The following is a 23,364-nucleotide window of genomic DNA, read 5'->3' as shown; positions in this document are numbered from 1 at the left end:
GTCTTACAGCTCGATACCCGTGTCGCGTTCGATGACCGTCTCGCAGGCCGCCTTGAATGTCTCGGGGGTAGCGACGATGGAGAGCGACTGCTTTTTGGTGCGGGTGATGCCCGTATACAAGATTTGCCGATTCAAAAGCGGATGCCCCTTGCGCGTCGGCAGGAACATCATAACATTCGGGTAGCCGGACCCCTGCGATTTGTGGATGGTGATGGCAAAAGAGGGCTCCAGGCAATCTTCTGCGAAATACGAAAGCGGGTAGAAGACGAATTTGGACTGCTTTTTAAGCATTAAGAAGTACTGCTCATGGCGATTCGATTTAACCACGATCCCCGTGTCGCCATTATACAACTTAAATTCATTCTGGTTGCGATTGAAAATCAGGATTTGCCCTACGAACCGTGTTGACGAATTTGGGGTGAGCGTTTCGGCGACAATCTGGTTCAGCGTTTCGACACCGCGGTTGCCGCGCCTTTCTGCCGAAAGGATTCTCGCCTGGTTCGCCGCATCCCAAAGTTTTTCGCAAATGGACCGCTGTTCGGGCGTCACGCATTCCGAAGGAATATCCGGATCGACTTTTTCTGCAAGGTCCATAAGCGGGGCGTAGAATTTCAGGCTCCACTTGCGGACCAGATTTTCGACGGCGCGGAGTTCCTCCCGACGAGAAAGCGTTTGACCTTGGTCGAGGTCTATCAGGTGAACGCTATCGCGTTCTTCCCAATAAGTCGCGCGAGCATTAAAGGGGGCGGCCTCGAAAGCGACTTCTTCGCCGCGCTGGATTTTACCCGCCAGCACGCCGATTCTAGACTCGTCGTTGAATCGGTTGGAACGAATCAGCTTGACGACGAAATTGTAGTCGAATTCCAGAATGTTGCCGAGTACGGCGCCTGCATCAACCGAGGGCAACTGATTCGGATCGCCCAAAATGAACAGTTTGAAGTTTCCGCTGGGCGGGAGCGCCTGCAAAAAAGCGGCAAATAACGAAACGTCAATCATGCTCGCTTCGTCGATGATGTAAATCGCCTTTTCGGGAAGCGGATTGCCGGAATTGAAAGTGAAACCGCCCTTCGCAACGCTGTATTTCAAAAGCCTATGCAAGGTATAGCTCGATGCCTTGGCGAGCTTTTCTACAAAACGGGGATTTTCGTCGCAGGCCGCCGTCGAAATTTCATGCAAGGTATCGTCCATACTTTCGGCGAGGCGGTCAGCCGCCTTACCGCTCGGAGCAGCCATGTACAAATCCCAATTCAAGTAGTCCGCATCGCTTGCAAAAAGTTTCCAGAGCAAGAATCCGATAACGGTCGTCTTTCCGGTGCCGGGCCCGCCCGTGACAATCAAATTCTGCGATACACCGCGAGCGATGACTTCGGCCTGACGGTCATCGAAATGAATCGGCGAACCTTCACGGAGCAACCCCTGTACAAAATCCTTGGCCAGTTGCACGGCGGCGCCATCAAGCAAAGATTCCTTGAAGAAGCCCGACTTGAAAATGTTTTCGATGTGGTTCTTGTCTTCGAGATGCTTCGCCGAAATCAGATAGTCGCATCGGGGCGTTTGCTGTAAGCGCAACGGCGTCGCATTGTCACCTATAATTTGCGTGTACTTGCCCGCGGCAATATCTCGCACCCCACTCATGATAAGCGGTTTGAATGTATCTGCGGCCAGGTATGGTTCCGTACGCTTGAAGCTTTTTAAGGCGTCGCGGCTTTCCGCCTGAACCACGAGACCGTTCCACTTCTGTTCCCATTTAGCATAGAGCCTTTCGGCATCGAGAGGAATGCGGGTGTTGCCGTCTTCCAATAAGGAGAGGTAAATGAGCAGAACCTTTTGCGCCTCGAAAGACAGTTGCGGTTTCTGTTGCAATGCGCAGAGCAGATTCAGCATCTTTTCGGCGATGGGAGAAATCCCGCGCATTTCACGAAGCAGGGAGAAGTATTCCGCGACCGAACCATTGACGTTTACAACACTCATGCGGACTCCTTCGTGCTACGCTTCATCAGGGCAGCGACATTGCGGTAGCTCTTTTCAAGGTCACTGTAGCTCTTCCATGTTTGGCAATAAATGCCGTTGCAGGTCCCGGCGTTAGTGCCGCGGGCAAGTGCATAGTAGATGCCGCCGAAATGCTTTTCAAAAATCTGCGGTTCGTCTTCTCCATAAAATTGTTTAAGCCACTTAATCAGCAAATAACTGTAAAGTACGCGCTGGATAGAATATTCCTCTTCGATCTTTTGCGAAAGGGCGTCCTTGTCGCTGTAATCGGCATCGTCCATCACGTCAGATTTCCAGTCCAGAATCGAATAGTAATCTTCGCCGTCGTCGCCCTTGCGGACAAACATCAAGTCGATAAATCCTTTGCACAGGCAATTCATCCAAGACGATTCTTCGCCGTGGCTATCTAGATGAAACCCCATTTCGGCACGGCGCGTAGCGGCAGGCAAATCCTTGAGGCGGAATGTTTTTCCGGTAGCAATGCTCCCGTGAATTTCGGGGAGTTCCGCATTCATGGTATTCCAGATAAAGCCCGCCGTCAAGTCGTTCCATTCGGGGTGTTCCTGAATATGAATCGAATTGCCTTGATAAGTTTCGACGATCAGATTGCGCAGGGTTGCGTCTTCGCGAGCCGCATTTTCGTCAGGCAAATTTCCGACGGTTTCAAAATCCAGATTTTCAAAAACCTTGTGCAAGGCATCGCCCAAATTCGCGCCGCGGGGATAATTCGCGACACCTGCGACAGGTGCATTCTTGTCGTAATTTGCGCAGGGTTGCACCAACGCAGATGCATCATCTATCAAGATGCTGTTAGTTCCGCTGCCCGCCTCGATAAAGTCTTCACGGTTTGCGCGATTCCCATCGACAGAAATTTCTCCGTTGTCGTAAAAATCTTCGCGATTTTCAAGCACGCGCTTTTTAGAAGCCAGGCTTGAATAGGAATACTGGTAAATGCAGGCGTCATTCACCTTGTTCTGCAACGATTCGAAATCGGGCAATCTGCTATCGTCGGGCTTTTCATTTTTTGCGTTGCGCAAAATCTGGGCTACTATTTTTTTAAGTTGCGAAGCGCTTGCCGTCGCATAGGAATCAGCATGAGAATCGTCCTGACAGGTGCGCGCAAAATCCGTTTCGGAAAGTCGCGCAATGGCATTCGCCAAGAAGGCAAAAGGTTTATTCGGCTTAACCGTTTTATCATCATCTTCGAACCAGATTTTATACTGCGGAACAATCATCAATGATTCAGCGCGGGTATATGCCACGTAAATGAGCCTGCGCCATTCCGCATGGTTCTCTCTTTTACTCGTCTCGCTAGAAACTCCGGCATCAAAGCCGATGTATTTTTGCCCTTCGTAATCGAAAGAGAACGGTTCACGTTCCTTGCGGTAATTATCCCCACGAAGCCCGCCAGTAATAATCGCAATCGGGAAAGCGAGGCCCTTAGAAGCGTGGATTGTCATGAGGTTCACGGCATCAAAATCGCTCCCCTTCGCGACTAGGTTTCCATCGGCGTCATCGACATCTTCCGAAGAATTCGCAAGCCCTTGCAGGTGCTTGATAACTTCTTCCAGCGAGACCTGATTATTGTACAGGTAGTCAAAAATGTAAGTCCCGATTTGCTTGACTTTCGCCAACTGCTGCAACGTTGCGGGCGTACTCAGATACTTGTCGATTTCCGTTTCCTGATAAATGCTTTCCTGAAGTTCCGCCCAGCGGCCTTTCGCCACCAACTGACGCCAACCAACAAAAAGCTTCATGATGTCGCCAGTCGGATAAATGAACGATTCATCCTCAACGCGTTCCAGGGGAACCCTGAAAAAGTCTGTAATCAAGGCCTCGTTCAGGAACTTGCGATTCCAACTGGAAAAATCCGGGGCATCCAAAGCTTTCAACAGCGAAATCCAATGGGCGCATTCCTTGCCGTAAAAAAGATTCGTATCCTTGTAGCGGGTATAAGGAATACCCACCTGCGCCATGGCGCTTTCCAAGGCAGTCATCTCGCTTCGGGTACGTGAAAGAATGGCAAAATCCGAGAAGCGCACATTCCGCAGTTCTTTTTTGTCCTTGTCGAAAACCCGCAGCGATGTCTTGGAAAAATCACCTGCACTGGGAGCACAACATTCGACGATTTTACGCACCGCGAATTCTGCAAACTCGTATTCGTCCGACACGTTCGAAATCCACAAGGGTGCCGTCTTTTCGCCATTCAAAACAGGAGGCTGCTTTTTCAACTTGTCCACCGGGACATCCGATTTCGAGAAGTCGCCATTTTCAAGGAAATCGCCCTGGAACAGTTCGTTGCAGGCCTCGATGATATCGTCGCTGGAACGGTAGTTTGTCGAAAGCCTGCGCCCATTCTTCTCGCCGATTTCGGCAATGGCGTGGCGATAAACACCCACATCGGCCCCTTGGAACGAAAAGATAGACTGCTTCGGATCGCCCACGACGACGATGTTGTTATCAGGGGACTCCAAGAAAATCGTCTTGAAGATATCCCACTGTAACTGGTTCGTATCCTGGAATTCGTCGATGATGGCGTAGCGATACGTTTCGCGCAGTTTCTGCACCAGTTCGCCGCTACCATTTAAAACCGATTCGTGGACATCATTGATCATGTCGCTGAACGACTGCGCTTTGCCTTCGCGCTTTTCTTTTTGCCAAAGTTCCACTAGGTCTTTCACATGGTCGAAAATGAATTTCTGGAACACCTCTAGGGCGGCCTTCTGCAAATCCATATCCTTGAGGTCAAAGAAAAAATCGACCGCCGCATTCAATTCGTCGCTTTCCCAGACGCCTCGCCATTTTTTCGTAAACGTCCTCGGGAAAAGCTTATCGTCACCCTTGTAAGCCTTTATGGCAGCGATAAAATCCGACAGTTTTAGAATATTCGTTTTCGTCTTGAGGACTTCTTCGTAAGTTTCGCCCTTGTTCTTGAGCAATACATTCCACGCGTTACGCGCTCCAGGAGCCCACTGCAAAATTCCTTCAAGAGTGCTGTAGTCGGGTTCAAATTTTTTTGCCTCGCGATTCTGCAACATAAACTTGGCCGCATTCACAAAATTCTTGACGAACAAGTTCATCTTGAATTTCGAAGAATTCAGCATGTTCATGAATTCCGTTTCGAAAGACCACTTATCACGAATCAGTCGCTGAATCAAGGTTTCGATGCCGTCGTCCGAAACGACTTCCAAGTTAAAGGAAGAACCCGCCTCGTAAGCAAAATCGTGCAACACCTTCTGGCAAAAGGAATGGATGGTAAAAATCGGTGCCGTATGGATATTCTGCAAGGCTTCGCGGTAGCATTCCAGATTTTCTTCGGCGAGGCAGTCTTCCATCTTTTGGCGGATACGGTCGCGAAGTTCACCGGTCGCCTTGTCGGTGTAAGTGACAATCAAAATTTTCGAAAGCGGAATACCTGCGCGGCCATTTTCGCCACGCACCAGTTTTGCCACCAACTGCTGGATGGTGTATGTCTTGCCCGTTCCTGCCGAAGCATCGATATAGAGGTTATTGCCGAGATGAAAATCATCAATGTTAAAAAGCTTAATCTGGGTCATCGACGGTCCCTCCTATCACATCGGAAGTCCACAAATCGGGAGTCAATTCCTTGAGGTCCTGACATTCCTTGTTCCAGAGATCCATAAAGTATTTTTCGGGGAACCCGCTGACCTTCTTGATATCGAACAACTTGGCGCCTGCGAAATATTTCCAAGGCGAATGGTTTTCGTCATTGAACGCCTTGATGTAATCGTCGTAAGATTCAACTTTGTTTTCGGACACCATGTCAATCGGGAGAACCTTGCTGTAGCGTTCCCACTTTCCGCTCGTATCCATCTGCACCGCAAACATTTTGCGGTAAATCTTTTCAAGCAGCTGTTCCGCTTCGACGGGAGTCCGCCGGACAGGCTTCGCTTGCCATATCTTTTTGGAATAGCAGTCGATGAAAATTTCAGGAACAGGTTCGTTTTTCTGCCCCGCCTCGCAAATGAGTGCAAGCGCCTGGACATAACCCGTCAAAAAATGGTACTGGTGGATTTCAACACCCGCCGTATCAATCAGGTGAATGCACCTGTCGTTCTGCACATACAGGGGAATAGTCCCTAGCAGTGTCCAGCCATTCATCTTGAGTTCGACGGTCTTTCGGCCATACCGAAAATCAGGCTTACGATACAAACCGGCAATCAAGTTGGCCCAGCACTTTGTTTCATCAAGGATGTCATTCCAGATGCGTTCGCTGAAAGCCCCCTTGGGCAAAAGCCCCTTGGAAAGGGCATAAGTGCGGATGTCATCCCATGTGGTCAAATGATCGTTTTCAAAGACACCCAACATTTGGGCAAGCAGCATGCGGCGCAAAATCGTCTCTTGCAACTTGTCAACAAGGACAGGCTCGAATTCCGTCTTTTCGGGGTCTTCCTTTTCGTCTTCGATTTGCATCATCTGGCCGACGCGGAACACGAAAGGATCCTTGAGAAACTCCTTGAACTGATAGACACTCACCTGTTCGGGGAGGCGCGGGTCTTCGCCATTTTCGGGGTCGGGTGTAAAGTTGACCACATCGCGGTCATTGCCGAATTCCAGATGCGCCTTCTTATTACGAATCTCGCGCTGGGTAAATAGCATTTCCCACGGGCGCGTTTCATCCAGCGGGATATTGTCGTCGGGCCACAAGTTCTTGAGAGTCGAAACATCCGTCACGCCAGCAGCCTTCGCCGCATTCCTCAGGAATCCGCGAATGTCGTTAACAATCGACGACGGGTAAAAGTCCTCGTCTTTTTGCAGGTCCTTATTCACATAGCTTATGAAGAATCCCTCGGCAGTACTCATGAGCTGGCAGAGGAAAGCGTAGCGGTTCCTGCTAACGACCGAATCGTCGCCAGGCCAGGGGCGGCATGACTTGCGCAAGTCAAGCGTATTCGTATTCCGTACCCCCGGAAAGTTCGCCGCATCGGCACCCATAAAGAACAGGTACTTTGTCGGAACAATGCGGTTCGGCGCGAATTTCATGAAAGTAAGACCGTTAATAAACAGGTTTCCGCAACTGTATTCCGAACCACGTGCCGCATACATCAGAGTCTGCGAAATAATCTTGAACGAAATCGCCTCGCTACCGGCAAGGTACTGGTATTCCAAATTTTCACGTGCCGAAGTAACCGCGTGGTAAATGACGCTTTCGCCCGCAAGTTCCTTGGGAGGGTTCCCCATGCAAAGCCAGGAATCCAAAAACTGATAAATGGCCGAAAGGTCCGAATCCACGTTCATCCAATTTTCAAGCGAATCAATGGCATCTACAAATCGGTAAAGTGAACTGCTGTCAGAGCTGCTGATATCGCTGTAGGGCTGAATTTCGCCAGAATCGGTTTCTACGCCGCCATAAGAAAAACGTGAAAGCAAAAGCCGCCGGGTCGCCGTCACCCAGGATTCTTCGCGACGGGTTTCGCCGTTGTCGTCGACGATGCGGTCGCGGTAAACATTCATATTCGACGCCCAGGATTCCCAATTGGAAACTTCGTCAGCATGAATCCTGCGGACATTTTGCACCACGGGGTTACGCACCAGGGCAAAAAAGTCGGGCCTCGAAAGCGTTTCCTTTTCGTGAATCGCAAAAAGAATCGAAAGCGCATTCGCCGTCAGTGAATCGCGGGCGGCAGAATCGACAATGTTAAACGGAACATGGAACCCATCACGGGTCTGATCAAACACCTGAAAAATCGCCGTACGGTAATCGTCGATATTCGGGGAAACCACGAGGATATCGGCAATCGTCGCTTTCGGGTTTCCGAAGACATCTTTTTCTGAAAGCAACTTGCAAATGCGGGAATGGAGCGCTTCCACTTCGCGAATTTTCGAAGGCGCCGTTGTCACGCCGAAAGAAGCGTCTTTTTCAAACGGAATCTTATCGAGGACATCCGTATTTTCGCAGAAGACATTCTTACGATGGGCCACCATCCACTGCACCTGATGCAGCAGGGTGTCGCAAGGCATTTCCTTATTACGGTCGACAATGGAATCGCCATCGAATATAAAGTTGTAATCGGTTGCGATACTCCAGAGCTTGATGTTGTCGCGACCTGCCTTGCCCCAATAGCGCAAAAGCTCGTTTTCGTCTTCGTCTATCGATTCGCTTTCGTCGGCAGGATCTGCCGCAAGACGCGGGAGCGCAAGTTTCATGCTTTCGAGTGGTTTCTGCCTGCCGCTGCAATCTTCCCAGAACGCCATGCAGGGGTTTTGAATATAGGCGTAAATTTCGTGCTGGTTTGCAAACTCCTGCAAGATGACGCGGTAGAACTGCCCCATGCCCGAAAGGCCAAAAATAAAGATCGGGAGATCGCTATCGTAATTGAATTTGACCTTGCCGTTTTCAGTTTTGCAGGCTTCGTACAAATACGGAAGCGTCAGGTAGGTGACATTTTCGCCACTCTTTTCGGCAGACTTTTCAAACACCTGCGTCAAGAGCGATTTTCCCTTGTCACCAGCATGGAACAAGGCCGAATAAAGTTTTCGCTGCCATTTCTCGTTTGCAGCGACCGAACCGTCGCGCGTGATAAAGAAATCACGCAAGTTTCCCTGTTTCCAGCAGTCCAAAATTCCCTTGGCACTGTCGCCGGTTTCGGAATCCGAAATAAAACCACTCGGGCGGCTCGTTTCGTATTCCAAAAAGAGCCCCGCCATCACGTTCGCAAAATCGAAAAGCCGGTTTTCGTCAATCACACCGTCGCTTTCGAGATATGCCTTGACGCTTTCGCCCAAAAGCTGGTAATTAAGCTTTCCGTCCGTTTCTTGCTGCAAGTATGCAATTATGACGTTTGCAAGCATGTCGGAAGAAAGCTTTTTAAGGCGGCCGTTTTCGCCCACCAAAATACCGAAAAGGAACCTGTCGATGGTACTCTTGTTCAGGTTTGCAAGCACCCCTTTCTTTTGCACCCAGCGCAGGCGGAACCACTGTTCCAGTTTCGGGTCCGGGAAAATGACAATCGGAGCCTCGAAAGGATTTTTCCAACACCGAGAAATCTCGTCGATCATTTCGTCGGCGAGATTTTCGAGGTTCAATGCAAATTTCAGGTGCAACATAACTGCAATCTAAAAAATATCCGCTAGAATTTCAGCCGAACAATAATAGCATTCTCGAAATAGTCGGGATTACCGCCGATGCGCCAAAGCGAAGATTCGTAGCTGTACAAGTTCGGACGCGCATGGCGAAGAATGGCTGCACCCGTCGACCGCAGATACCCCGCCTTGCATTTGCTGCGGGCCCCCTTCAGCACCGATTCCAAATCGTCGATAAATACACTGACGGCATTGTGGTCATGTGGATTGTAAGGTTCTGCCTGCACCTTCACCTTGAGCGATTCAAAAATTTCGCTACGTTTCTTGCCTGCCTTTTCAGGATCGTCCGCAAAATGGAATCCTGTCGCTGCCCCAGAAATCTTTTCGAATTTTTCGATGCTATCGACCCAGGGGTGATTTGCCGCCCCCACGATTCCCATGGTGAAATTGAACTTGCGATTTCCGTCACCCTTGAAATAGCGAATGAACATACCCTCTGCCGTTTCCTTGCTGGGTTCCGGTTTCAGGGCCTCGCGAGCAGCCGCATAAAGAATCGTCGCCGTATCGGTTTCGCCAGTAGAAACAGGTGCATCATTCGCATAAATTTGCAAGAAGTTTCCATCGCCATGGAATCCCCCGTAGATCCAGGCAAAAAGCGACTCGGGAGCCACTGGCTTCAAGATATGCAGCAGAATCGGCGTAAAGTTTGCAAACACCATCGAACGCCTATGCAAAAGTTCCGCCACCAAAAGACTATCGCGCATCTCAACCGCAAGCAACAGCGCCCCGACATGCAACAAGAAGGAATACTGGTTTGCATCCAGGTTCTCGATGTCTACGGGAATGTACACCGAAATCTCTGCCTGCAATGCTTCGGGCAAGTAGGTATACCACGAAGGCGTAAAATAGGCACTTCCCTCGACGCACTGCATGCGCGAAAGTTCATCGGCCGAAGGCGTTGCAGCTCCAGCATAATCCAAGATTCCGGTTTCGCTGCGGGTAAAGGCGAAAGCATTCACCGCCTTGGATGTTTTGATACTGACGTAAAAGATATCATTTGCCATTGTAGGCCTCCTTGTTGAAGGTTACAATGTAAATATAGATTTAAATAGTGTCATAAAATGACACTTTGTAATTTTACGCAAAAAAAGCTAAAATTAGGCAAAATTAATCCCGAATGACTTGGGGATTACGATTTCCTTGTAGGCGTTCATCAGATAGTCATCGGTCATGCCGGAGACATAGTCGGCGACAACGCGCGGCTTGGGAGTCGACTCTTTATATTCGGCGCTCATGGAACTGAACCAGTGATTGATGCCGGTGACTTTTTTGTCGGAGCCGAGTTCTTCGAGGCATTCGGCAAGAACAGCCCGGAACATCGTCTTGATTTTTGTGTCTTGCGTTGACTTTTTCGGGTTCAGGTAGATGTTCTTGTAATTCCAATCTTTCAGGCGGTTCAGAGCGTCAAAAACAGCCGGAGAGAAACTGAGCGTTTCCTTGTCGATGCTATTGTTGACCAGGTCCTTAATCAGCGTGTCAACGATGGTGCTATTCTTATCACCAAGCACTTCCGTGACTTCGCGGGGCAGGCTTTCGCGATTCACCAGCTTCAAGATGATGGCATCTTCGATATCGCGGCCAACATACGCAATCACGTCCGAGATGCGCATGACGCAGCCTTCGAGCGTCATCGGCACCATATCTTTCGATTTAAAAGTTCCCTTGAGGCTTTCGCGGTATTCCGCCAGCAACTTTTCCGGAGTCTTGCTACGGTCGCAGCCGTATTCATTCTTCAAGATTTCGCCGTTGTGGCAGATAATTCCGTCAAGCACTTGTGCGGTAAGGTTCAGGCCTTTTCCGTAGACTTCGAGGTCGTGGAACAAGCGGAAACTTTGAACATTATGTTCGAAAATTCCTTCACCCTGTTCCTGCAAAAATGCCGAAATGATTCGCTCGCCGTCATGACCGAAAGGCGTGTGGCCGACATCGTGTCCTAGCGAGATTGCTTCGATCAAGTCTTCGTTCAAGTTCAAAAAACGCCCGATAGTCCTTGCAATCTTCGCCACCAGCTGCACGTGCAGCACGCGGTGCGTAATGTGGTCATTTTCGACCAGGTAAAAGACCTGCGTCTTGTCGATGTAGCGGCTGTAGCAATAAGAATGAATAATCTTGTCGGAATCGTGGAAAAAATTCGGGCGGAGATCTTCTGAAGCCTCGTGAAAACGAATCGCCTGTGCAGACTTGCAAGCGTAAGGCGCAAGCGAGTTCTCTTTACTGTTCAACCGAGCTTCTATCCGCTCCCTTGTTTCAGCATTCCATTGCATAGGTAAATCCTTGTCCGCGCAGAACTATTCCGCAAATCCCGGCGGCGGCAGGTGCATGCCGGCCATGGTAAGTTTATTGTCGCGGGCGTATTGCATTAGGCGCTTGCGACTCTCGATGGATTTTTCCTTATCCATGTCATAGTTGGAATTGATTTCGGGGTGATCCTTCTGCAACGCATAACCATGCATCAAGTCGCCGATTACGAGCAGGTTCGAAATCTGGAAGGCGATGTGGCCAGGAGTATGGCCCACGGCATCGAGCGCGAGCACTCCATGCGGCAAGCTGTCGCCGAAAGCGAACAGATGGAGCTTATCCTTGTAGATTCCCATCACCGCTTTCTGCAAGTCGTTTTTCGGAATATCGTTCATCCAAGCGTCATATTCCACTTTGCCTGCGTATACCGTAGCGTTATTGAAAACCTTCACGTCCTTACCGGCAGAATCTTTTGTAACCATGCCTGCAATATGGTCCACATGGAAATGCGTCAAGTAAATCAAATCGATTTTGTCAGGAGTTACGTCCAAAGCGGCGAGGCGATCCAAAGTCTGACCACCGAAGGCGCCGAGGCCCGCATCAAACAAGATGTTCTTGCCATCGATCTGCAGCAGGAACGTGCTCACCGAGGCGGGAATGCCGTCGGGCAAGTTCAAACTTGCAAACAGCGAATCGCTCGCGTCGCTAAAGAGGCTGCGGGGGTTTAGCTTTTCGCCCTGATTGTCCTGAATCCAGGTGACTTTCGCTCCGTTCGCAAGCGTGATAGTCTTTGCCACCTGAACAACATTCGCCGTTTCTGCAGGAGCCGCATTTTCTGCCGATTCCGCAGCAGGCTTTGCCTGTTCAGCATTTTTTTCGGCAACTTGGTTTTTGGTGTCGCTGCAGCCGAAAGCGACAAATGACGCCATCAAGGCAAAGAGAGGGAGAAAACGCTTTTTCATAAGGACTCCTGTTTAAAGCCATGTTGTTAATATTTCACTTGTTCAGGAATGCACTTGATCAGTTTTTCACGCGGAATCGTGAGGAAATACTTCACGAGTTCCGCATCCAGCTGAGTTCCCGCCACATCCTTGATAATCTGGATGGCATCTTCGTGCGTCTTGGGCGCCTTATAGGAACGGCGCATCGTAATGGCAGAATAGGTGTCTGCAATTGAAATAATTCTTGCCGGCAGCGGAATCTGGTCACCGGGTTGGTCATAATAACCGTGCCCGTCGATACGTTCGTGGTGATAAAGAATCCAGTTCTTGATATGCGCAAAAGTCTGTAGCGGCTCGAGAATTTTCACGCCCACTTTCGGATGCTGCTTCATGACAATCCATTCGTCCGGATCCAGTTTTGCGGGCTTGTTCAAGATAGCCTCCGGGACACCCAGTTTTCCCACATCATGCATTAGCGCCGCATATTCTAGGCTTACGGGATTGATTTTGTACGTTATTGATTTCGGCAAGTATTCGTAAAAAAGCATCGTCAGCCGCTGCACATGGCGACTATGACCGTTCAAGTTCGGGTCACGCGCATCGATAACGCCCACAAGCACTTCCGCAATGTCAATACTTCTGGACTTGGCCGTTTCGATCAAGTTGAACATCAGCGTGAGTACGATTGCCACGAAAACGCTGCCGCCCAAAAGAATCAACGCCATCACCAGGTCGGGATCGCCAATGAAAGCACTGAACAAGTACCCCAACAAGAAAAATATCAACAGGACAGCAGCAATCGTTTTCCAGATGCGGTCACGACGGCTACCCGCAGAAAGGACGTCGTGCGAATTTTTAAGGAATCGAAAATACCTGACGATGTTTATCACCATCAGAATCGATCCCCAAAGGATTGCAACTGTAATGAAATGGTCTTGGGTCATTTCAAGTAGAAAATATAATTTTCCCGCTTAAAATGGAGGCATTTTAAAATATTGCCTTTGAAAAAAGCCCCTTTTTAGGGCTAGCCATTTATTTTCGCTCTAATTCCAGAATGTCGGCCTGCAGGGTGACATCGTCCGGGAAGTAGCTCTGGGCAGCGCGCAGTAGGCGCAAGGCTTCGTCGTCGCGCTTTTGAGCGTGGGCATCGTAGGCCATGTTCTTGTAGCCGAATACGGCTTCGGTGTTACCTTGCTTTGCGGCAAGCTCGTAGGCGGATTCGGCGCGGTCAAGGAATTTGGCGTCGTAGGCTAGGTTCCCGAGGAAGATGGCGGCATCGCTAAAGTCGGGCTTGATTTGCGTGAGATTGTTGAGCACATCCATCGCGACAAAGGGCTTGTTGTCTTCGGCAAGAACATCGGCGAGTTTGTACATGGTCGCCGGGTCATCGGGGCGCACCCCCAACGCTTCGCGGTAAGCGGCAGCACTTTCTTCGTACTGTTTGTTCAGGCGGTAAACATCACCTAGGTAAACCAAGAAGTCGATTTCTTCGGGGTGGGCGGCATAGCCTTCGCGAATCACGGTCACGGCGCGTTCAAAATCGTTGAGCGAGATGTTCGCTTCGGAAAGCTGGTACACGATGCTGATGTCTTCTTTGTCGAGCTGGTAGGCTTTTTCGATGGCACGCAAGGCGCCGACCGCGTCGCCGGTTTTACTGTAGGCTTCGCCTAAGTAAAGCCAACCGGAAACATTTTCCGGTTCCAGTTTCAACGCGCGGTGATACGCCGCCACGCATTCGGGATACTGCTTGAGTCGAAAATACACGCTCGCCATGTTGAAGAGCGCGGGCGAAAAAGCCCCGTTCGAAAAATCAATCGCCTTGCGGTAAGTGGCGGCGGCCTCGGGCAAGTTTTCTAGCTGGTAATAGCTATTCGCGATGTTGAAACTGGTGGCGACGGGGTCCGCGCCGCGAGATTCAGCCTTGCGGTAAAGCGTAATGGCCTGCTTGAATTTTCCGTCGCGGTAAAGGGCATTCGCACGTTCCATCAAATCATACGCGGACTGCGCCGCGAAAGCAGGTATTGCGAAGAGTAAGGCGACTAGCAAGGAACCGCGGGCAACGAGACTACGAGAATTATAGGCAGTGAGATGCCCACGCAAGCCTCGTCTCAATTCATAAAAAATATTTATCAATTTGAACAAATTCATAAATTCCATTGGATCCTTCGACTACGTCACTTCGTGACTCCGCTCAGGATGACACCATACATTACTTTCCATTCCACATTACACACTACACATCGCATCAGTCCCTAAACTTCACTTCAAACGGTTGTTCCATGCCACAGAAGGGCACCGCCTTGCCCGCCTTTTCGGCAGGGCTAAACGTCATGCGCCCAAGAGCCTCTCGACCGGCCTGCGCAAGCCCAGAGCCAGCAGGAGATTCTTCCAGGACCTTGATGTCGTATGCCTTGCCGCTGACATCGACGCAAAAACTGAGTCGGAGCGTCGCATCAATTTCGTTATCGCGAATCTTGGGCGGCACCTGAAAATTCGCCATGCTGCGGCTTTCGGGTTTCTTGTCCACATCGCCTTTTTCCGTCGAAAGCGCTCCGCCGCGGAAATCGGCCACCAAGTCGCGGCTGACGGCTGCGCCACCGTTACCCGAAGCAGCCCCCAGGTTCATCGCAAAGCGCGGGCCCGCCTTGGGCGAGCGGGAATTCGACTTCATGCGATTCGGCTTGCGTGCGGGCTTTTTCCTTTCCACCTTTTTCTCGACTTCGTCCACCTTCTTGATTGCGATTTCGGTCTTGTTGTATTTCTTTTCATGAAAGACCTTGCCGCTCAAGAACAAGTTCGCCATCGTCACCGAGAACACGAGAAGCATACTCGCGAGAACCGCCGCAAGTAAAATGCTAAAACGCTTCACTATTTTTTTCAAATATCTAAACATACAATCAAAAAAAATCTTACTTAGATCCTTCGACGCGCTCCGCGTGCTCCTGCGAACCTAACTCAACTACAGAACTAAAGTTCTAAGTTTCGTATAGCTCAGGATGACACTACGTGTCACTCCGCCTGCGCCGCAATCGAAACCTTCTTGACTCCAGCCAAGTTGCACATGTCAATCACCTGCACAAGCACACCCGTTTCAGCACCCTTGTCGGCAATCACGACCGCCTCGCGATCCGGAGCCTTTGCAAGCGACTGCTTCAAGATATCCTGCAAGCTTGCCAAGTCCACCTGACGTTCGTTCATGTGAATCGTGCCTTCGCGCGTAATGGCAATCAGCAAGTTCTCTTTTTCGAGCTGGCTTGCAGACTGTGCCTGCGGCTTAGTCACGTCAACACCCGTTTCACGCGTAAACGAAGACGTCACCACAAAGAAAATGAGCAAGATGAACACGATATCCATCAGCGGGCCCATTTCGATGCCCATATCTTTCTGCTTTCTTCTCGGCAAATTGAATTCCATAATGCAATTCCTTCATTCCTGGATTGCCACGGCTTCTTCCGAAGCCTCGCAATGACGAATCACGGGCACTTACTCTCCACAAAATAATTCTCTATCACGGTCGCGCCGAGTTCCATTTTCTGGCGCAAAATTTCAACACGTTCATCCAGGCGCTGTTTCAAGAGCGTGAGCGGGAATGCGACAAGCAAGCCGCTCTGCGTCGAAATCAACGCTTCAGAAATTCCATCGGCCATAAGCACCGGATTCTGGTTTCCGTAAAGCGTAATCACTTCAAAAGTCGAGACCATGCCCGTCACGGTTCCAAGCAAACCCAGAAGCGGTGCGGCCGAGGCCATCACAGACACAATGTGGTTTCCTTGCTCCATGTAGCGCACCGTCTTGGCGAGACGCACTTGCATATAGTCGCGGAATCCTTCGGGATTTTCCTTTGCCACATCAATCGCATAGCTCAGTTCGCGACCCAAAAGTCCGCCACGCTTGCGAAGCCTACGCAAGGCCTTCTCGACGCTCGGGGGTTCGGCATTCTTTTCGTATTCTTCGTTACCGCCGTTCAAGTCAAGACGCATGCGCTTGATAACCCTGTGGATGTCGGCACGGAAGAAATCACTCCCGATACGGAACCAGCTCGAAAACAGGAAGTAGAATCCGATAACGCCTGCCAAGAGAATCGGGAGCATGACCACGCCACCCGCCTGGTAAGTGTTCTGCAGAGATTCCAGGAATATGTAATGGGTGTTAGACATGCCCGCTTACGCTTCCTTTCCGAAAATCCTGTTCAACAGCGAGGTGCTCTGCACATACATTTCGCTCGTAACCTTTTCAATCTTTTCGCTCAAAAGGCCATGCAAAATCATCACCGGAATGGCAATCACAAGGCCCGTTTCCGTAGTCACCAAGGCTTCGGAAATGCCGCCAGCCAAAACGCGAGCGTCGTTCGTACCGACTTCGGTAATCACGGTAAAGAGCGTAATGATACCGGTCACCGTACCGAGCAAGCCAAGCAGCGGAGCAATCGTCCCCATGGCCGCCAACAGGCCCATGCGGCGTTCCAATTTCGGCTGTTCACGCAACATCGCTTCTTGCAGCGAACGTTCGGCATCTTCACGCTTGTCGCGGGCGCGGTTCAGCACCGCAAACAGCACCAGCGAAAGGCTCGTTTCCTTTTTCAGGCAAAGATTTGCGGCATCTTCGTAGCGGGATTCCTTCACGAGTGCATTCAGTTTCTTGAGGAAGCGGCGACCCAAGTGTCCGCGGAAAGTCAGCACCAAGAAGCGTTCCAGGCAAAGGAGCAACGCAAAAATCGCCACCAGCATGAGCGGGTACATCACGATGCCGCCCTTCTTGAAGAACTCCTTGAACTTTTCCGTCATCGTGAGTTCCTTGGTATCGGTAATCGCATTCTTGATTGCCTTATTCTGGAGCACATCCAGCGGAATCACGACCGTCGGCGAAGCAGTTTCGCCAGCAGAACCTGCCTGCACCACGGCCTGCTTCACGTTTCCAGCAATTTCGGGCGGGAGCGCCGCATTCCATTCAAACACCTTGCCCTGCAAGGCGCCAGAGCGCAGCAATGCCTGCACGTCGCCGTTATCTTGCGCGACTTCGCCGAGGAACACGGTACCCAGGCGCAAGCGGTTCACGTTCACATCGGGGCGGCTCCCCACCTGCGAAGTTTCGCGGCCGTAAGACTGCGTATAAGTCAGTTCATGGCGGATCAGCAAATCATCCATATAGCTCTGCACCGCACCAATCGTATTCGGCGTCGCCTTTTCGGCTTCGTTGGCGGCTTGTTTCAAGCGAATCAGTCGACCATTCATGCCCACCGGGTAATCGCCCATGGCATCGCCAAGCGTCTTGTCGATTGAAAGCTTTACCTGCGTATTCAATGCATCGTAGGCAGATTCTTCGGACTGCGCACGTTCTTCGGCTTCTTCGGTCAGGCTCTTGCTGGCCGCCACTTCTTCGCTCACGCGGCCAAGATCGGTCGAGAGCTTGGAATAGCGGGCATCCAGTTCGCGCGAGGCGGCCTGGTGTTCTTCGGTCAACTGGGATTCGGCATAACGCTTGCGCCAGTGTTCGGCTTCAAGCTTTTCAAGCGAATCGGCCTTCTGCAGGCGAATGCGGGTCAAAGCCTCTACTTCGCGCTGCAAGTTGCGAACTTCTTCGGTCTGCAGGGAATCCTTGATTCGCGCCTGGTCTTCGGCAGAGGCCTTGCTTTCGCCCGAGCCCGACCACGGCCACGCAAAAGCGGAAGAGGCCGAGAGGAACAGAACTGCAGCAAAGACACCATTACACATTTTCACATTAAACATTATCTTTCACCCCCCACCACAGAAAGGCTTACGGGCAGTTTCACGACCTGAGGCGGCTTTTTCGCCTGCTTCACGTCGAGCGCGAGTTTTACAGCAGCACGTTCTTCCAGATTCAAGTCTTCGTTCCATTCGTAAACAATCTTGCCGTCCACCATCTTGCGCACGAGCGTTCCGAAAACGGTACCGTTGTCGTCGCTGTAAACCATCCACTGGTTACCAATGCGCAGAATCGCCGCATTAATGAGTTCACCGTCTTTACGGGTCAGCGGGCTGTTGATGATTGCCACCTCGTCACCGAACTTGGTTTCTTCGGCAATAAGCGACTTCAGGCGAGAAAAGGCTTCTTCTTCGCTGGCGTTACCGCTTTCGATATCGCGGGTAAGCGATTTGACGCGGTCAAGCCTGCTTTCGCGTTCCCACGGGAGCGTCTGCGCGACTTGCGCCTCTAATCGCTTGCTGATGCCAGCGAGTTCTTCGCGCAGGGCCTTGCGCTTGGCGGCCACATTGTCGCTCTTGTTTTTGGCGCGGGCCTGTTTGCCCCGTTCCGTCTGGAGTTCGGCGGCCACGTTCTTGATTTTCACATTCAAGGTATCGATTTCGCTACGACGGCGTTCCGTGTCGGCCTTGTAACGGGCCTGCAACGTCTTGTAACGGGAATCGTCCGCCTTGAGCATCGAATCGGTCGAGGCAATCTGGCGGTTCAATTTCTGAATTTCGGAATTCAGCTTGTCTTTTTCCAGCTTCAAATCGCGAATTTCGGCGTCGCGGTCGGCAAACGCCACTCCCGAAAGGAGCATCACGACAAGCGTCAACGGTAATAATTTCAGTCGTTTCATAACTTTCCGCAATAAGTGAGACATCAAAATTACATAATTAAAACACCCGGCCAAAACAAAAGTGTTACCGATATATCAAAAAAACTTTAGCGTTTGGCCCCATCCGGCGCCCCATTCCGCCCCTTTTTAATTGACATGAACCGGCCTTCAAGGTATATTTATGTTTACAAAATTAAGAAGGTGATTATGGATATTAAAAAAATTTGCACTTTCAGTGCTATTGTTGCCCTATGTTTCCTTTCCGCCTGTAGCGACGACGGCTCCACTGGCGCCATAGAATGGCCCGGAGAAAAAACGGCTCCGCTCGCCGAATGCACAATGCCAGCATTCCTGAAAAAAGGCGACAAAATCGCCTTGATTTCGCCCTCGTACACCACTCCCGATTCCAACATTCAAAAGACCGCCGACGTCATCAAGGACTGGGGATTCACGCCCGTTATCGGCAAGAATGTAGACAAACTCGATGCTGGCAAATACGCTGGCACCGCCGAAGAACGCGCCGATGACTTTATCGCTGCCCTCAAGGACACAAGCATCAAGGCAATCCTTGCAAACCGCGGCGGCTACGGCACCATTCAGCTGGTCGACCTCATTGACCCGAAACTCGTGAAAAAGAATCCCAAGTGGCTCATCGGCTATAGCGACATCACCACACTGCACGCCATGCAAACCAAGGCGGGCGTCATGAGCATTCACGGCACCATGAGTTCCAGCATCGCCAAAACCGCAGGCAAAGACGACAACAGCACACTCCTGCGCGACTTGCTCAAGGGCGAAGTGCCGACTTACAAGGTCCCCAAGCACAAGTATAACCAGAAGGGCAAAGCCGAGGGTATTCTTGTAGGCGGCAACATGACCACCTTCGTACCGCTCATTGGCGCAAGCGACATCGACGTTTTCCAGAACGACGGAATCATCTTGTTCATGGAAGAAATCGGCGAGAACCTGCGTAACATCGACCGCATGTTCCATTCCATCGAGTTGCACGGTGTCATGGAAAATGTACGCGGCGTGATTCTCGGCGAATTCGTAGATTCCGGCACCGATCTCGACTACGAAAGCACCGAAGCCATGCTTTCAAGCTACCTCAAGAAATACGACATTCCTGTCATGTGTGGATTCCCCGCCGGTCACGACGACGTAAACCTGCCGCTCGTCATGGGTGCAAAGGTTGAGATGAACGTAACCGACAAAGGCGCCACACTCGCCTTTGACATCGGCGGCAAAACCAAAGATGTCGATACAGACAAACTCACAAACAAGACTACCCTTTCGAATGCGATTCGCCTGATGCTTTCGGGTAAGACCTTCAATATTGAATAATTACTGGCATTTCATGCGGCCGTCTTTCTGCTTTTCGCACCAGTTGTCACAAATAGCGGGGTGATAATAGTTGCAAACATTCTGAACTTCGCGCTGGAGAATGCTGGACTTTTGCTCTTGCAAATAATAGCGGCTAACAAGCGCACTCTTGCACTGTTCCATATCGGGCCAGCCACGGTCAGCACACCACAACCACAAATATTCCTTGCAGCTGTTTTTTTCCGGGCTTTCGATACACTGCTGATACAATCCGTAACAGTCGGCAATTTTATTATTTTCAAAGTTGCTCGCCACGCAGTAACGCTTGAGTCCATCGGAATAGGCCATAAACTTTTCACCTTCGCCAATCGTGTCGGGCAAGAACAGCGACCACTTGGTCGTATCGAGCATCATGGCGGCCTTCACGTGCGAGGCATAGCAAGTCTTTAGATGCCGGTTATGGACTGAATCCCTATATTCCTTATACGCACGTTCATTCAGCGATATCAAATCGTCATAATAACCATCATATTCATAGTCTAAAGAAGCGCAGGCAACATCCTGATAAAGTCTGCACCCTCTAGAATCCCAGCTATCGGAATTGTCGCCACTGGCATCGTCGCAATTGCTTAAAGCAATATGACTCATGCTAACACCGTCGCCTTCCACATACAAGCTAATAGTTGTCTTGGACATACCGCTAAACACGCCCATACCGTTCTTGATGTTTGATTCCGGAACAACGCGCGAATCATTGAACGACTCCGTCACCTTCGTTTCGTAATCGACATAGGCCGCATCGGTGGAATAGAAATCCACATAGATTTCGCCCAAAGGCATCATCATGTTCATCAGGTAAAGCGTATCGAGCATGTTGTAACCGCCAACCCAGCGGTTCATGGAAAAGCCCAAATTCTCACGTCTTTCAAGCGGATCGTGCATCGCAATACCGCGGTAGCCTTCGTCATCTTCGCTTGTAAGGCCTTTAAGCATGTTATTAATAGTGGTCTTCTGCGATTCCGCATTCTTGATACCGTAACGCAAAATCGAAATGGCACCCGCTACTTCGCGATCAAAATCCACCGCGCACTTGACAAATTCCATATCCATCGGAAATTCCAGAAACTTAACTCTAAATTCAGGATTCTTTTCGTCATAAGGGAGCCACTCGTAGTCCCCATTTTGCAGAGGAACATTCAGACCCTTGATCCTTACAGGCGTCGGAATAGTCGCCTCGGCCGTGTACCTGGATTTAGCCTTATGGCCTGAACTATCCCATTCAAAGTAGGCATCCATAGTGTAGGACTTGCCCACCACGCCCATGTAATCCGAAGAAAAACAATTCGGCTTGTCTCTATAGGCCCACAAAACAATTGTCGTATCAACATCTTCGTCGTTGGTAGTCCTTTTAAAATAGCCCTTCACCGTCACGTAGGCGCTATCATAAAAGGCAAAATCCTTAGAAGACGTTTCGTCGAGTTCATAGATTTTCGAAAAACAGATTTCGGGATTTTCGTCAGCCACAATGGTGCCGTAAGTGAAAATACCCGTGTAGACATCGCGCTTTTCAGGATAGTAATCCCAGGGGCCATGAAAGTCGCTACAGGCCGCAAGGAACAATGCGGTCAAAAGCAATGAGCAACAGATTGCAAGTTTATTCTTCATCGGGTCCTTCAAATTTACATAATTAGAACACCCAAACCCCTAAAAAGTGTTACCCACCGCAAGTAATTTTCACAAAAAAAACCGCCCCTTTTTAGGGAGCGGTTCTTCGTCGCATCGAATTGACTTATCCAAAGATTTTGGCGCAGAGTTCCGGCGCAAACTTGGAGAGGTAACCCTGAATCAGGAGGATCGAAACGAGAGCCGGCAAAATCCACTTGAAGTAGATTCTGAAGGCGGCATTGTAAGGGATCTTGTAACCCTTACCGGCATTCATTTCGGCAAAGAACTTTTCCTGACCCCAACCATAGCGGCTAGAGCAGAAGATGGCGATGAACATGCCACCAGCCGGGAGCATGGTGTTGCTCACGATAAAGTCTTCGAGGTCCAGAACGCAGCTGCCGGGGCCGAACGGTTCAAAGCTCGAAAGCATGTTGAAGCCGAGGGCACAGGGGAGCGAAAGCAGGAATACGATCAAGATGTTCCAATAGGCGACCTTGCGGCGCTTGAATCCCTTGAGGTCCATCCAGAACGACACCAGGTTTTCGAAAACGGCAATCAAGGTAGACATGGCCGCAAACGACATGAACAGGAAGAATGCGGCACCGAAGAATCTACCGGCAGGCATCATGGCGAACACGTTAGAAAGCGTCACGAAGATAAGGCCCGGGCCCTGACCAGGAGACTGGTTGAAGGCAAAGCAGCTGGGAATCACAATGACGCCCGCGACCAAGGCGACGACGGTATCAAGAATACAGACGCTCGTGGCTTCTTTTGCCAGGGAATGATTCTTTCCGATGTAGCTACCGAAAATAGCCATGCTACCGATACCGAGGCTCAAGGTAAAGAAGGCGTGTGCAAAGGCGGCAAAGATAGCCTCGCCCAGACCCTTGCCCGATTGCGTAAGGCGTTCCAAAGACGGCAACAGGTAGAATTCGAGGCCAGCCGTAGAGCCGGGGAGCGTCACGGCGCGAACCGCGAGGATCACCATAATGACAAGCAAGCAGATCATCATGATCTTGGTGATGCGTTCCACACCCTTCTGAAGGCCAAGCGACACGATAAAGAGGCCAATGACAATGGCAACCGTCATCCAGAAAATCATGAGGCCCGGATTCGAAAGCATTTCGCCGAAGCCGGACGCAATCTCATCAGGAGTGCCCAAGAGGAACTTGGGATCGGTCACCATCTTGTAGAAGTAATAGAACATCCAGCCAGTAACCACCGAGTAGAAGGCCATTAATATATAGTTGGCCGAAATCAGCGGGAACTTGGCCCAATGCCACTTGGTACCCGGTTTTTCCAGGTTGTCGAAGGCGCGGGCGATACCGCTTCGGCCTCCACGACCCAGGGCGAGTTCAGCCATCAAGATGGGCAGGCCCAGGAAAAGCAGGAAGCCGAGGTACGGGAGCACAAAGGCCGCTCCACCGTACTGGCCAGCAATGTAAGGGAAACGCCACACGTTGCCCAGGCCAATGGCGCAACCGGCGGCAATGAGGATAAATCCGAGTCTTGATTTAAAGGTTTCGCGTTCCATAGTAACAGGAACTATAGAAAATTTCCGCA

Annotated in this window: 16 protein-coding genes; 1 reads left to right on the top strand and 15 read right to left on the bottom strand. The window is 50.6% G+C overall.

The features are described 5' to 3' along the window. Nucleotides 1-3: 3 nt before the first annotated feature. From B7988_RS04865 to B7988_RS04805, 13 genes are all read right to left on the bottom strand, one after another. Complete coding sequence (locus B7988_RS04865; RefSeq protein ID WP_088657044.1) at nucleotides 4-1,971, bottom strand: AAA family ATPase; 1,968 nt, start codon at nucleotides 1,969-1,971, stop codon at nucleotides 4-6. Further along, nucleotides 1,968-5,546, bottom strand: a complete 3,579-nt coding sequence (locus B7988_RS04860; RefSeq protein WP_088657043.1) for a UvrD-helicase domain-containing protein — start codon at nucleotides 5,544-5,546, stop codon at nucleotides 1,968-1,970. Before B7988_RS04860 ends, B7988_RS04865 begins: the two co-directional genes overlap by 4 nt. Next, on the bottom strand, nucleotides 5,533-9,057 hold the full coding sequence (locus B7988_RS04855) for an exodeoxyribonuclease V subunit gamma (protein ID WP_088657042.1): 3,525 nt from the start codon (nucleotides 9,055-9,057) through the stop codon (nucleotides 5,533-5,535). Before B7988_RS04855 ends, B7988_RS04860 begins: the two co-directional genes overlap by 14 nt. Before the next feature lie 23 nt (nucleotides 9,058-9,080). Beyond that, nucleotides 9,081-10,097, bottom strand: coding sequence for a hypothetical protein (locus B7988_RS04850; protein ID WP_088657041.1), 1,017 nt, complete (start codon nucleotides 10,095-10,097; stop codon nucleotides 9,081-9,083). Between the two features lie 93 nt (nucleotides 10,098-10,190). Then, nucleotides 10,191-11,357 carry an HD domain-containing protein gene (locus B7988_RS04845; RefSeq protein ID WP_088657040.1) on the bottom strand — a complete coding sequence of 389 codons (1,167 nt, stop codon included), beginning with the start codon at nucleotides 11,355-11,357 and terminating at the stop codon, nucleotides 10,191-10,193. A 24-nt stretch (nucleotides 11,358-11,381) separates the two neighbouring features. Continuing rightward, entirely contained in the window at nucleotides 11,382-12,293 is a 912-nt protein-coding gene (locus B7988_RS04840; RefSeq protein ID WP_088657039.1) for an MBL fold metallo-hydrolase, read from the bottom strand. A 26-nt stretch (nucleotides 12,294-12,319) separates the two neighbouring features. After that, a complete protein-coding gene (locus B7988_RS04835) occupies nucleotides 12,320-13,216 on the bottom strand; it encodes an HD domain-containing phosphohydrolase (protein WP_212668291.1) in 897 nt (298 codons plus the stop codon). Between the two features lie 88 nt (nucleotides 13,217-13,304). Continuing rightward, on the bottom strand, nucleotides 13,305-14,318 hold the full coding sequence (locus B7988_RS04830) for a tetratricopeptide repeat protein (RefSeq protein WP_283160528.1): 1,014 nt from the start codon (nucleotides 14,316-14,318) through the stop codon (nucleotides 13,305-13,307). Between the two features lie 199 nt (nucleotides 14,319-14,517). Then, nucleotides 14,518-15,141, bottom strand: a complete 624-nt coding sequence (locus B7988_RS04825; RefSeq protein WP_249268851.1) for an energy transducer TonB — start codon at nucleotides 15,139-15,141, stop codon at nucleotides 14,518-14,520. A gap of 140 nt (nucleotides 15,142-15,281) precedes the next feature. Further along, nucleotides 15,282-15,686 carry a biopolymer transporter ExbD gene (locus tag B7988_RS04820; protein WP_072798016.1) on the bottom strand — a complete coding sequence of 135 codons (405 nt, stop codon included), beginning with the start codon at nucleotides 15,684-15,686 and terminating at the stop codon, nucleotides 15,282-15,284. A 59-nt stretch (nucleotides 15,687-15,745) separates the two neighbouring features. Beyond that, the gene (locus B7988_RS04815; RefSeq protein WP_088657037.1) at nucleotides 15,746-16,429 is read right to left on the bottom strand and encodes a MotA/TolQ/ExbB proton channel family protein; all 684 of its coding nucleotides are present in this window, start codon (nucleotides 16,427-16,429) and stop codon (nucleotides 15,746-15,748) included. Between the two features lie 6 nt (nucleotides 16,430-16,435). Next, on the bottom strand, nucleotides 16,436-17,998 hold the full coding sequence (locus B7988_RS04810; RefSeq protein ID WP_088657036.1) for a MotA/TolQ/ExbB proton channel family protein: 1,563 nt from the start codon (nucleotides 17,996-17,998) through the stop codon (nucleotides 16,436-16,438). Further along, nucleotides 17,998-18,834 (bottom strand): DUF3450 family protein, encoded by an 837-nt coding sequence (locus B7988_RS04805; RefSeq protein WP_088657035.1) that lies wholly within the window; start codon nucleotides 18,832-18,834, stop codon nucleotides 17,998-18,000. The genes B7988_RS04810 and B7988_RS04805 overlap by 1 nt, the downstream gene beginning before the upstream one ends. Nucleotides 18,835-19,020: 186 nt before the next feature. Between B7988_RS04805 and B7988_RS04800 the strand changes: the two genes are divergently transcribed. After that, the gene (locus B7988_RS04800; RefSeq protein ID WP_088657034.1) at nucleotides 19,021-20,157 is read left to right on the top strand and encodes an LD-carboxypeptidase; all 1,137 of its coding nucleotides are present in this window, start codon (nucleotides 19,021-19,023) and stop codon (nucleotides 20,155-20,157) included. Here the strand turns inward: B7988_RS04800 and B7988_RS04795 are convergent, their stop codons facing one another. Continuing rightward, nucleotides 20,158-21,801 carry a hypothetical protein gene (locus B7988_RS04795; RefSeq protein ID WP_141225560.1) on the bottom strand — a complete coding sequence of 548 codons (1,644 nt, stop codon included), beginning with the start codon at nucleotides 21,799-21,801 and terminating at the stop codon, nucleotides 20,158-20,160. Nucleotides 21,802-21,925: 124 nt separating this feature from the next. After that, complete coding sequence (locus B7988_RS04790) at nucleotides 21,926-23,335, bottom strand: sodium-dependent transporter (protein WP_088657032.1); 1,410 nt, start codon at nucleotides 23,333-23,335, stop codon at nucleotides 21,926-21,928. Nucleotides 23,336-23,364: the final 29 nt, after the last annotated feature.

The sequence above is a fragment of the Fibrobacter sp. UWB1 genome, assembly GCF_002210325.1.
Taxonomy (GTDB): Bacteria; Fibrobacterota; Fibrobacteria; order Fibrobacterales; family Fibrobacteraceae; genus Fibrobacter.
Note: the sequence above shows the minus strand (reverse complement) of the source record. Positions and strands in the feature narration are given on the sequence as shown.